Raw genomic sequence first — 12,825 nt, 5'->3', positions numbered from 1 at the left:
ACCGCTATGTCTTGAACATATGGTGGATAATTGTACTATTATGTTCCGCTGATCATTTTCATGGTACGCACAAACGCTACTACGTGGAGAGCTTCCCGTTTCACCAGTCATGCCGCATAGAGTGATGTGGCCCTGATGTACTGCCGGTTGAAGCCTTGTTGAGGGCGGAATTTGGATGGATTTCGTTGTAGTCCTTGATCCATCCGTTGATGATTCGGAGCGCAGTTTCTATGTCCGGAAGTGCTGCAATGCTGATGTAGCCCCCCTTCAGGGTTTGACGAATGCCTCGGACATTCCGTTCGATTGCGAGCTGGGTCCGGCGTGAAGCGGGACGTCAGACTGAGCGCTTGGTCAAATAGAATGGTCTCGCGTGCTGTGTAGGCCGAACCGTTGTCCGTTAGACGCTCGATAGAGCGCGGAGTTCGGGTTGCCGCGAGCCGCTTCTCGACCGCCTTCAGCATCATGTCGCGCACGTGCGAGCCAGAAATGCCCGCATTCGCGACGGTGGTCCGGGCGATGCTCTCTCGGTCGAAGGCGTCGATGATGAAGGCGAAACGGATGACCTCTCCATTCCATCAGGTGAAGTCGAGACCGTCCGAGCACCATCTCACATTGGAATGCGTAACCATGATCTTGCGATCATGGATGCGGGCCTTGCGAACGGATATATGCTTTTCCAGGAGCATGACGTGGTCGCCCATGATGCGGTGGGCCCGTTTGGCGTTGACGAGAGGTTAATCGGCGGATTGCCTTTTCGCGATTGAGGAGCGCGGCGACCCCCCGATAGCCATAGGTTGGCCTTAGATCCACCAGACTGCAAATGGGGGGAGAAGCTCTGCATCCTCGACCTTGTGGTATGGCCGACGTGGCTTTGATTTGCCTTTCAGCCGTTCGATGACGTTGGAACAGGAGACGCCCAGCGTGCCTGCTATGGGCGTCATCGAGAACCGTCCTTCGGCAACAAGATCGGCCGCGATATTCGTTTTTTTTGATTCCGCTTTGGAAAAGGCTTTGCAGAGAATTTCCACCTCCATCATCTTGCGGCAGAGCCTGCGCTCTAATTCGCGGACGCGATCTTCCAGTTTCTTAACTTCCGAGTTGCCGATCACCAGCTCGTCAGAAGCCACGGCTGCAGCACCTCCATTGCTTAACAGCCTGCGACACCAATGAAGCAGATTGGGCGCAACGCCGTGCGGGCGAGCGGGCGAAGATACCGTCTCGCGTAGTTCAAAACGCTGCTCAATGTCGTCAGCTTTTGCTCGGTTGTCCACCTTCTACGGAGACATCATTTGCCACCATTTCAACGTGTCGATACTCGTTAGACATAAGTCTGTACCCCAGCTTGTGCTTAAGCCTTTCTACTTATGCCGAATGTCCGGTCGAAATGGCGGACATTTCACTACGAGGCGTCTGTGCACATGCCGCCTCGAACGTAAATGATATTCTACATGGGACTGATCCTTGCATCGCGTCACCGACCTTCGGCCTTCTGCCATCCTGCGCATCACTTTCATTTATCTGATCTCACGGAAAATCTGCGAATATGCTGAACCCGGTAAATTGTGCGCCACCGGTTAGGTGGAGCGCGTAATCTAACGGCACTGATGTCCGCTAAGATGGGGCGGGATTCGCTTCCGCGGGAGGAGTTTCATATCGCGTTGGTAGAGCAAACAGTCAACCCAGCATGGCATGTTCACAAAGTGTTTCAGTTAATGACACAGATCGGGCACGAGCACATTATGACAGCACCTTAAGTCGGTGATCTCGAATACAACGTTTTCGCGGTTCATTTTAGAGGCTTGCTGCGAGTTTCTTGGCTCCTAGTTCATTAGAAGCACGCTCAATGTTCTCGAAACTTAGCCGCCCAAACCAGGGCACGAATAGTTCAAGGCAACTAGTAGAAGAGCGAACGGCTTGAGGGGGTTACGGAAGACTATAGGAGCTTTCGGGTCTGAATCTGCCGCTTTGCGCTGAGAATATAACCGAGGCCATCTGAAAAGAGTTAGTCGGCTCGATCCCTATGAAATCAGACAAGCCATGGGTGATAATCAGTGTGGTAGACAGCACGTTCTAGGAGATCGCATCAGAAGACGAGGCCGCGCTGGATAGGGACAGTTCGACCTATCGGACCCCAGAACAGAAAACGCCCTGAGTTCGGGCTCGCCAGCGAGTGTACTGGTGTTCCTAATGGCGTTAATATGTTATCATTGGCACAGATATTTGGATATGATGCTTAATGGGCGATGATCTGAAAGACGTTTTGACGATTTTGTACCTCGCTGGAGCTGAGAAAGTACCTGCTTCTGAGCTTGCCTGGAACCCCAGTATGCTGGCCGCTATAAACGTCGCTGTGAATATGGGCTATATGCGCTACAGCGTCAAAGATGGTATGCGCTATTTCTTCCTCACTGATGCCGGCTACCACAAAATAGGAATTCCGGCCTTCTCCGTTAGGAAGTACCTTTTTGCGAAGCTGAAAGGATTGATCCGCTCAAGCCGTTGAACTTTTTGATGCCCATTTACCTGTTGAAATTATTGTATATCCCAGCGCCACCAGCGACAATGCCTATTGGCTGTCCGACAATCGTCATAAATCGAGTGAAATCGACCGATGGGTGTCGTGACGCGTAAATCACGTCTCTGGCTTTGATTTCAAAGTTCTGGCCGACTAACATGCTTCCTGCTTTGGTCATATCAAACCGATAAACAATAGGGTATCGCCCCAGCTTATCTGTACGCATTCCTTTTTGCGTGAGTTCAGTGAATCGTGGGCGACCCAAAAGGTCCATAATTATGTCGGGCTCTTCGTACCTAAAAACGAAATAGCCCTTCATGTCACTTGTCTCGGCAGAACCTCCGCCTGCAAGTGCCACGGCCTCCAGAAGATTTATATCGTTTGCGCCAAACTCGATCCTGTTGTTGGACTTAACTGCTCCTAGAACGGTGAAAGTCCTCGGTTCGCGCGTCACGAAAACTTGGTCACCGGGTTGAACGAAGACATTCTCGCGTGGATTTTGAACGAGTGTTTTCAGAAGTACAGTGGCTGTGTTGGAATCGCGGGTGAGCGTCACGTAACTCTCATAGGGTTGAGCTGTCGGGCCGCCAGCTTTGGCAAGGACCTCCATGATCGTTTCGGGGACCAGATTGAGTGGCACAACAGCAGGAGTTTTCACTGCTCCAGAGACGGTTACATTTCTAGACGCTGTGCTGGCACTACTTATAAGAACATCCGGTTCAACAGCTTTACTTTTAAGTGCACCTAAGACTGTTTGGCGTGCCTGTTCTAGTGTCTTCCCAGCAAAGCTAACAAGGCCAGCGTATGGAATTGCAGCCTTCCCATCAGGTTGAACAACGATCTCCAAAGAGGTTTGTTTGGAATCCGTAGTCGAAAAAAGTCCGTCTGATCCCGCCTCAAAAATGGTGATTTTTAACTCATCACCTACACCAATTACTGGCCTCTTTACGCCCCCACCGACACCGAAACGACTTTGGAGTAGGCGTCCGTCAAATTTAGAAATGAGCGTGGCTGAGTTTACGTCAATGTCAACAATGTCGAAGACGACATTTTGTCCCGGCGCGGGACGCGCCACAGATTGCTTGGATTGCTCCAAAACGTCGGATGCCAATGGTCCGTCACCGGGAAGGTTATTGCACGAAGTGAGGCTGATCCCCACCAATAACAAGCCAGCTTTTCTCAAAACTTCCCCACACAATAAACTCCACTAGCGAGCACTCCCATACCAACAAAGTGTTAATGATGGCTAGACCGGTAGTGCCACATCCGTAAAATTCTACCAACCAGTGGAAAATTTTGCATCGGCGAGCCTAAAATGTTTGGCTTGTCGGATTTTGCGTAATACATGCATAGGAAAGCAGCTATGTTGCTAAGCAATAAATTTTCGGGCAAAGCAGGATTGTCACCCTACACGTAGCGGTGGTTCCCTGATCAGGATTTGAGTATGACGGTTGAAATTCTTGGACGGGCTTGTATTGCTCCATCTGCCAGCAACGTTCAGGAACTGCTGAGAATTCTTGAAGACGCGAGATGTACCGTCAGTTCAATACCAAATGATCGCTGGAATCACGCACGGTTTTGGCATCCAGCCAGAAGTGTCCCCGGTAAAGCCTACACATTCGCGGCCGGCGTCATCGATCGCGCGTTTGATTTCGATCCGGCACTATTTGGGTTGTCCGCAAGAGAAGCTGCTAACATGGATCCACAGCAGCGTGTTTTGCTTCAGACCGTATGGCGCGCCCTCGAAGACGCGCGTATATCTGTCTTGCAGCTACGCGCAGAACGAGTAGGCGTCTATATTGGTGCATCCTCTCTCGATAGCGGTAACCTCCAGGTAGAGGATCCTGCGTCCGGCAGTCCCCATTTTATGACCGGCAACACGCTCTCTATCATATCCAACCGTATCTCTCATATCTTTGGCCTTATTGGCCCGAGTATGACTATTGATACTGCCTGCTCGTCATCTCTCGTCGCACTCCATCAGGCAAGACAAGCCTTGGAAGATGACCAGATCGATACCGCCATTGTGGGGGGTGTCAATCTCCTCCTTCACCCTTTTTCCTTCATAGGGTTCTCGCAGGCAAGAATGCTATCGCCCGAAGGCCTTTGCCGGGCGTATGCGGAGCAAGGCGAGGGATATGTTCGCGCTGAAGGAGCAGGAGCGATCGTTCTGCAAAGATCCGACCGTGTCATGAGGGAGGGTCGCCGAAGCCGAGCGACTGTCGTCGCCACCGGGATGAACTCTTCGGGCCGAACCAATGGCATTTCCCTTCCGTCCAGAGAGGCTCAGGCGCAGCTTCTGCGTAGCATCTATGATGACTTCGGTATCGACCGGTCGCAGCTCGCTTTTGTGGAGGGACATGGCACCGGTACCAAGGTGGGTGATCCTGCTGAGCTATGGGCAATCGGTACCGTCTTGGCAAAGGGGAGGTCGGAGCCGCTATCGATAGGTTCAATCAAGTCGAATATCGGTCATGCTGAGCCTGCCTCGGGGATTCTCGGGCTCATCAAAGCCATGCTGTCCCTCGAAAACGATATCGTTCCGGCGACCCTGCATGCTGATGTACTCAACAGTGGCGTAGATTTCACGGATCTGAACATTAGCGTAAACCGGGAGACGCGGAGCCTAATTAGAGGCAGCACACGGCGCCTCGCAGGGGTCAATTCCTTCGGCTTCGGCGGGACCAACGTTCATGTGGTGATCTCCGATCCGCCCCAAGCGGATACAAACGCCGCCGCAACGCCTGAACTCGACGAGCCTCTTATTATCTCCGCGCACACTCCGTCGGCGCTCAGGAGTTTGCTCGAAGCGTATCAGCGGCGGCTTTCTATGTCAGATGATGAAGAGGCGGCACAGCTCATCAGTGCCGATGGAGACCTGATGGCTCTCCGCCATCGCTTTGCGACGACCGGTAAAAGCGCGGACGACGTTTCTTCAGCAATACAGGACTACCTCGAATACGGCAAAAGTGCCTGTGCACAAGTCGGTGAGGTGCCCGGCAAAATCATTCGCACAGCGTTCGTCTATGCGGGTAACGGCTCTCAATGGGCCGGTATGGGCGCTGACGCCTATCGGGAAAGCGAGGAATTTCGCTCACGGTTCGATCGCTTCAGTGACTTGTTTATCAAACGCGCAGGTTTTGATCTCTCGAGCCTACTTCAATCGGCCGAGCTGGAGCCAAAATTGCGAGATACCCGCGTTGCCCAGGCAATGCTTTTCGCAGTACAGGCCGCGTTGACAGATTGTCTCGAAGCACGCGGGGTCAGGTCCGATGTCGTTTTCGGTCATTCGGTAGGGGAAATCGCTGCGGCATATGGAGCAGGAATTCTCAGCGCTGAAGACGCCGCGACGATTGTCGCGGTCCGGTCCAAGCATCAACATTCGCTCGCTGGAACAGGCACGATGGCAGCCGTTGTCATGTCGGAAGCGGCGACCGTCGCTTTTTGTGTGAGACACGGACTTTCAAACATCGTCATCGCCGGCGTTAACGCGCATAATTCGGTCACGATTTCCGGGCCGGTTGACGAGATCAAGCGTTTCAAGGTGCTGGCTCAGACAGAGCGTTATGTCGCGCATGTGCTTGACATAGATTATCCTTTCCATCATCCGATCATTGACCGAGAAAAATCAGCCTTTCTGAATGAATTACCCGCTTTGACGCTCAGCGAGGGCCACACAAAGTTCGTGTCGACCGTAAAAGGTGCGGTTGTCGACGGAAGGACGCTCGATGCCGAATACTGGTGGCTCAACGTTCGTGAACCCATTGCTTTCAAGCCGGCTGTTCAAGTTTCGATAGAGGACGGCTGCAACCTCTTTCTTGAAATCTCGCCGAGATCAATCCTTTCCAACTACGTGGCTGAGACAGGAAAACAGGTTGCCGCCTCGATCACCGTCCTGCCAACACTGACCCGCCCGGGGATGGAGCCTGGCATCGACCCGCTCCAGTCCGTTTTCCTCCGCATGGTCGCTCATGGTGCTAATGTCGGGCGTAGATCGTTAAGGGGAGCTACGGCTATCGAGCCGCCGCATCTTCCGTTTGAGAATGTCCAGTGCCGCCCGACAACGACGACCGACACCCTCAACATATTTGGCCGGGACAATGCGGACGCTGGGTATACGCTTCTTGGATGGCGTAGCGACCCGAACTCGTCAGTCTGGAAAAACCATATCGACGCTCAGCTTTTCCCTGATCTTGCTGGTCATGTCGTGGACGGAAAGTCCATTCTTCCCGGTAGCGCCTTCATTGAGATCGCGCTGCAGGCAGCGCGGCAGTATTATGGTGTTTCGGATGTCGAAATTTCCAACCTCGAGATTTTCCGACCTCTGGAGTTGCGCGACAGCAAGCTCTCCGAGCTTTCAACGAAGCTCTCCACCGAAACCGGCTTTATCGAAATCTCATCTCGAGAATATCTGAGCGATGATGGCTGGACGGTGCATGCCACGGCCCGTAGTCGCAAGCCAACGGGGCCGTTGTCTGGTCTCGAAGCCGTTCCCAGCAAATCCAATTCCGTCCATCAAATCGAAGCGGAAGCGGCCTATTGTACTGCTCGTAGCTTCGGCTTGGACTATGCCCCCTGTTTCCAGTTGCTCGAGCGCGCAGAGGTTATTGATAACAGGTACATCTTCGTCGATCTAAAGCAGGCTGAACGTCCCTCGCATCCCTACTTGGTTTACGGTCTCGATCCCGTATCCACGGACGCGGCCTTCCATGGTCTTGTTGCACTTTTCGGTCTGCTCACAGGTGAGGCGGATGGTGCACCCTATATCCCCGTTCGCTTCGGTTCGGTTCGGTTCGTCTCGTCATCTCAAAGCGTGACGAGCGCGATTATTGAAGTGCAGCGGTTCAGTCCTTACAGTCTGAAGGCCCGCATAAACCTCCTGTCAGACGACGGTTCTCTCGTCGCGTCTCTTGAGGACTGCCGTTTCCGTCGAACGTGGCTGCGCCAACACCATATATTGTCAAGCGTGTCCTTCCACTACCAAGCTATTCATGCGGGTGCTGGTTTTGCGGGAGGACAGGCGGGGAGCGCGCTCTCTAAGACCAGGCTTCTTTCCGCATCACAGTCGCAAGATCTCAACGAGGCCAGTCTCATTCTCGATGCCGCAGTACACCGGGCAGCCTTCGATATCGCGCAGAGGCTTATGAATCAGGACGGATTGATTTCGATCTCTGATTTACCTGGCGGACGCGACTTTCAATGTTATCTCTCGAGCTGCCTGTACGGACTCGTTGATATTGGCTTGGCAGAACTTGTCGATGGCGGGTGGGAAATTGCAACGTCCTGCGATATTCCGTCGGTGGATGAGATGATCAGGCAGGTGAACGATCAGTATCCTGACCGTGTCGCCGAGGCGGTACTCGTTAACGACGCTTTCCGCGAAACCATGAGGCTGCTGGAGATTGGGCCGTCGCTGGGTGAGGATGCAGTTGATGCCCGCGTCTTCAGCAACGCAACACTTGATCATGTCAGGCACCATACGCCTCTGGCACGGGAGCGGGAAAAGCTCGTCGTGGGTGCCCTTGAAGCCGCGCTGAACAACGTTCTTCCAGAAGATGATTTCACAATTATTGAGGCCGGTGCTATCTCGCCAGCCTTCAGCCAGCGTCTGGCCGATATGGCATCGGAAAGAAACGCACGCCTTATCATTCTCGAGCCGTCCGACCATCTGCGCCGCACACTGGAAATCAATTTCGAGGCAAATCCCTCCGTCTCCTGTTTCGATCCGGAACAGCCGGTTGAGATCGATAGTGCCGATCTGATTTTGAGCGCCAGCGGCTACGCATATGGCACGCTTGGACGAAGCAAGGCCTTACGGACTGCCTTGCGCTCGGCGGCGGACGCTGGCGGGCGCGTCGTCGTGACGGAGGATGCGTCGTCAGCTTTTGTCGATTTCGTTTACGGAATGACAGACGGCTGGTTCTCCGAAAGCGCGACACCCGAGTTCCCGATCGGGCGAACCTCGAGCGAGACTCAGTGGTCTGACATTCTTCTTGATCACGGATTCTCCAACCCTCTCTTTTCACAGCTCGAAAGCGCTGGTGGAGTGTTGCTTCTGGTCGAAGCCACGTCCAGCCATCAACCTAGTGCCTCATCTCAACCTGCAATAGATTTCGCCAACATCGTAGAGATCGTTGCGGATGAGGGACCGGCTTCTGTGGCGGCACATGCTGGGCAAAACACGCTGCGTTGCTCAGCTGATAATGCCGCAGAGGTGTTTCGAGCGTTCTTTGCAGAGAAACGGGCAGCGCCTATTGCATTTATTTTCAGTGTCAGAGGCAGGGCGCATGCATCGTCTGCGTTTCAGAATGATGTTCTGATATTGTCCGCTTTTGCTGAGACGGTTCGCGCTGCTGCTAATCTCGGCGATGCTGTTGTTCCGGTGAAACTGCTTCTCCTAGCCGCTGGCGGTGCGCCCGCATCCTGCCCCGATCCCGATCCTGCAACTAGCGGGATTTGGACGTTTTCCCGTGTACTGCAAAACGAATATAGCGAACTTGATATCGTCCTTCTCGATCCTGCCGATAATCGTGAGCTGCGTGTCGGCGCTATTTCCCGACTTATTGGCGGGAAGACTGAGAACAGAGAATGGGTGCAGGATAGAAGAACAGGCTTGCTTTCAGCGATACGGGCTGTGACCGGACCTCGGCCTCATCACCGACTGAAAACGAAGATGTTTGAAAGTGCCACCATTCGACAGGCATCCGCGGGACGAATAGACTCCATCCAGTGGGTAGAAACCGCGTTGCCGATTCCAGGGGCCGGCGAGGTCAGTATCGAAGTTGCCGCGACGGGTCTCAACTTCCGCGATGTCATGTGGTCAATGGGACTTCTGCCGGAAGAGGCACTCGAAGACGGCTTCGCCGGAGCGACGATCGGAATGGAAATGTCCGGCACGGTAATTGCTGTCGGTAGCGGCATTGACGATATCGTCCCGGGCGATGTCGTGATGGGCATTGCGTCGAAGGCGCTATCGACCCATATCGTGGTTGCCAGAGAGGGTGTGACGAAGATTCCCAACGGAATCGACCGTGTTGCCGCTGCAACCATTCCGGTGGCATTCCTCACGGCCTATTACGCTATCGTCGAACTCGGTCGTATTCAAAAAGGGGAAACGATCCTGATTCACGGTGCCGCTGGCGGCGTGGGTCTGGCGGCCATCCAGATCGCGAAGCTGTTCGGTGCCAAGGTCATCGCAACAGCGGGCACGGCCGAAAAACGGCAGTTCCTTTCGGTCCTTGGCGCCGATCATGTCTTCGATTCGAGATCGATGTCTTTCGTCGGTGATACATTGCGGGTAACCGGCGGTAGGGGGGTTGATCTGGTACTCAACTCGCTCTTCGCGGAAGCGATGGAGCGCAGTTTCGAATTGCTCAAGCCCTTTGGCCGGTTCCTGGAACTGGGCAAGCGAGACTATTATTCCGACCGCAAGCTTGCTCTGCGGCCATTCCGGCGCAACATCTCCTACTTCGGCATTGATGCAGACCAGCTTCTGGTCAATGTCCCCGACGTTACACGACGGATTTTCACAGCGGTCGGTACGCTTTTTGCGGAACGCAAGTTGACGGCATTGCCTTACCGCGCTTTCGGCTTCGATGAGATCGCGCCTGCTTTCCGGTTGATGCAGAATGCCGGCCATATCGGCAAGATCCTGATTCGTCCTCCAGTCGCGGCGAAGGACGCCGTGTTGAAGCGAAACAAGAGCCGTCTTGCGTTGGCACAAGGCGTTTATCTGGTGGTCGGCGGCGTTGGCGGTTTCGGCCTGGCGGCTGCCGACTGGCTGGCTATGCGCGGCGCGACGCATGTCGCGCTGTGCACGCGGCGCGGGGTTGTTGACGATGAAACACGCGCTACGATTGACAAGTGGAAAGCGGCGGGTGTCGAAGCCAGCGTATATGCGTGCGATGTGTGCGATGAAACGCAGCTTGCCAAACTGCTGCGCGAACTCCGTAGCCTAGGCCCGTTGAAGGGTATCGTTCACGCCGCTATGGTGCTTGAAGACGGTCTCATTTCTAACCTCACTCGGGATCGTAACCGCGCTGTTATCGAGGTGAAGGCGGATGGCGCTTCGAATCTAGACCGTTTGACGAGAAGCGACGAGCTGGACATGTTCCTTCTCTTTTCATCGGCCACGACGATGATCGGCAATCCCGGCCAAGCAAATTACGTCGCTGCAAACGGATATATGGAAGGGCTTGCGCGGTCGCGCCGTGCCGCAGGATTGCCAGCGCTGGCGATAGGGTTTGGAGCGATTGCCGATGCAGGGTTTCTCTCACGCAATGCCGAGGTGGGTGACATTCTTGCCCGCAAGATCGGCAAGACGGCGCTGAAGGCTAAAAATGCGCTGGCTTTCGTTGAGCAGATCATCGTGAACGACAGCGGTGAGATTGATGGTGCAGCTGTCATGGTTGCCGAAATCGATTGGGCAAGCGCGGCATCGCTTCCAATCACTGCGACGCCGCTTTTCTCGGCCATTCCGCGCCATGCGACGAAGATAGGCAGCGGCGACAGCGAGCAGGTGGACTTGGCCGCGTTGGTCGAAGGCAAGACGAATGAAGAGGCGCAAGGGATTCTTCATGGGTTCCTCGCTGCGGAGATTGCTTCCATCCTCAAAATTGCGGAAGATAGTGTCAAGCTAGACAAGGTGCTTAAGGACATTGGGCTTGATAGCCTGATGATGATGGAGCTCAGCACCGGATTCCAGCAAAAGACCGGCATTGACATACCGCTTTCTGGAATGAGCGATGGTGCTACGATCGGCGATGTTGTTAGGAAGCTTCATGAGAAGTTGACCACAGGAGCCGAGACGGCCCTCGCCACCTCGGAGGAAGCCTCGGTACTGGCGGAACTTACTGAGAAGCACGTTTCCCAGGCGCAAGAACGGAAGCCAGAGTAATGACGGATGACGTATCACGACAGGATGCAGAAGAGGCGCCGGCATTGCGTAGCGACTTTCTGAAAACTCTGCGCGACCGGAAGGACGCGGCTGGCAAGAGCCGACTTGCCCGCGTGAACCGACTCACGCCGACGTCGGTGAAAGCGCCGAAGCGTTTCGATGATCTCCCGGAGTACAGGAAGATCGTTGCGCAAAAGGCGATCAGTGATCTGGCGGGTGTGGAGAACCCCTTTTATCGCGCCCACGAAAGGGTTGCGGGGGCGACATCGAGAATCGCGGGGCAAGAGGTTATCAATTTCGCCTCCTATGATTATCTGTCGACCAACAGTCATCCTGCAGTGCGGGACGCTGCAATCGATGCTATAAGGCAGTTCGGCATATCGGCGTCGGCTAGTCGCCTCGTGGCAGGCGAACGGCCGCAGCACGGTCTGCTCGAGCAGAAGATTGCAAGTATTTATGAGGCTGAGAACGCGGTCTGTTTTGTCAGCGGATATCTGACGAATGCGACGGTCATTGATTGTCTCGTCGGCCCGAATGATCTCGTCATTCACGATGAACTCATACACAACAGCGTTCTCGCGGGCGTTAAGCTGTCCGGCGCCACACGTCGCTTTTTCCGCCATAACGACGCAGGCGATCTGGAAAGAATTCTCAAAGACATTGTCGGCGATTTCGATCGTATTCTCGTCATCGTCGAGGGCATCTATTCGATGGATGGCGATGTTGCGCCGCTGCCCGAGCTTGTCAATTTGAGGTCGAAATTCGGCTTTTGGCTGATGGTGGATGAAGCCCACGCGCTTGGCGTTATCGGTGAGCGTGGCCGGGGAACATTCGAGCACTTCGGCATTGATCCAAGCTCTGTTGATATCTGGATGGGAACTCTGTCGAAGACAGCTTCCAGTTGCGGAGGATATGTCGCTGGCTGCTCATCGTTAGTTCAGATTCTGAAGGCGCATGCTGGCGGGTTTGTTTACAGTGTCGGTCTCGCGCCAGCACTTGCCAGCAGCGCCCTCGTCAGCCTCGAACTCCTCGAAACTGAAGTCGACCGTGTCACGAAACTACGCGAAAATGGCCAGCAGTTTTTGAAGCGTGCGCAAAGTGCCGGGTTGGATACGGGCTCTAGTGCCGGTTTTTCCGTCGTCCCAATTATCGTCGGGGACTCATTGCGGGCCGTCCAACTTTCAAACGAATTGTTGAAAGCAGGCGTAAACGCTTTGCCGATTATTTATCCTGCGGTGCAGGAAGGAATGGCGCGTTTGAGATTTTTCCTAACTAGCGAACACACCCCTGAACAGCTAGAGACCGCCGTTACGCTCACTGCCGAAATTCTGCGCGAGCTCATCGACAAGAAAGTCGGACTTGCGAGTCTCGATATGCAACAAGTTGCCAAGCTCATCACCTGAGCGAGTTTGTT

4 protein-coding genes and 1 pseudogene are annotated in these 12,825 nt (G+C 54.3%); 3 read left to right on the top strand and 2 right to left on the bottom strand.

The features are described 5' to 3' along the window. Positions 1–100: 100 nt before the first annotated feature. Positions 101–1,300 (bottom strand): annotated as a pseudogene (locus tag QE435_RS00295) (IS3 family transposase); the annotation flags it as partial. A gap of 936 nt (positions 1,301–2,236) precedes the next feature. Between QE435_RS00295 and QE435_RS00290 the strand changes: the two are divergent. Further along, positions 2,237–2,503: a hypothetical protein gene (locus QE435_RS00290; RefSeq protein ID WP_349039764.1), complete on the top strand. Its 267-nt coding sequence runs from the start codon at positions 2,237–2,239 to the stop codon at positions 2,501–2,503. Between the two features lie 16 nt (positions 2,504–2,519). Here QE435_RS00290 and QE435_RS00285 read toward each other — a convergent pair whose 3' ends face one another. Then, positions 2,520–3,698 carry a polysaccharide biosynthesis/export family protein gene (locus QE435_RS00285; protein ID WP_349039763.1) on the bottom strand — a complete coding sequence of 393 codons (1,179 nt, stop codon included), beginning with the start codon at positions 3,696–3,698 and terminating at the stop codon, positions 2,520–2,522. A gap of 261 nt (positions 3,699–3,959) precedes the next feature. Here QE435_RS00285 and QE435_RS00280 point away from each other — a divergent pair, with 261 nt between their 5' ends. Next, complete coding sequence (locus QE435_RS00280) at positions 3,960–11,411, top strand: SDR family NAD(P)-dependent oxidoreductase (protein ID WP_349039762.1); 7,452 nt, start codon at positions 3,960–3,962, stop codon at positions 11,409–11,411. Beyond that, complete coding sequence (locus QE435_RS00275; protein ID WP_349039761.1) at positions 11,411–12,814, top strand: aminotransferase class I/II-fold pyridoxal phosphate-dependent enzyme; 1,404 nt, start codon at positions 11,411–11,413, stop codon at positions 12,812–12,814. Before QE435_RS00280 ends, QE435_RS00275 begins: the two co-directional genes overlap by 1 nt. The last annotated feature ends 11 nt before the right edge of the window (positions 12,815–12,825 follow it).

Source organism: Agrobacterium sp. SORGH_AS 787, from assembly GCF_030819035.1.
Lineage (GTDB): Bacteria > Pseudomonadota > Alphaproteobacteria > Rhizobiales > Rhizobiaceae > Agrobacterium > Agrobacterium larrymoorei_B.
Note: the sequence above shows the minus strand (reverse complement) of the source record. Positions and strands in the feature narration are given on the sequence as shown.

Bases quoted from the DNA above. Each gene is read 5' to 3' on its own strand.
- QE435_RS00275 (WP_349039761.1), top strand. From the start codon at position 11,411: ATGACGGATGACGTATCACGACAGGATGCAGAAGAGGCGCCGGCATTG.
- QE435_RS00290 (WP_349039764.1), top strand. From the start codon at position 2,237: ATGGGCGATGATCTGAAAGACGTTTTGACGATTTTGTACCTCGCTGGA.
- QE435_RS00280 (WP_349039762.1), top strand. From the start codon at position 3,960: ATGACGGTTGAAATTCTTGGACGGGCTTGTATTGCTCCATCTGCCAGC.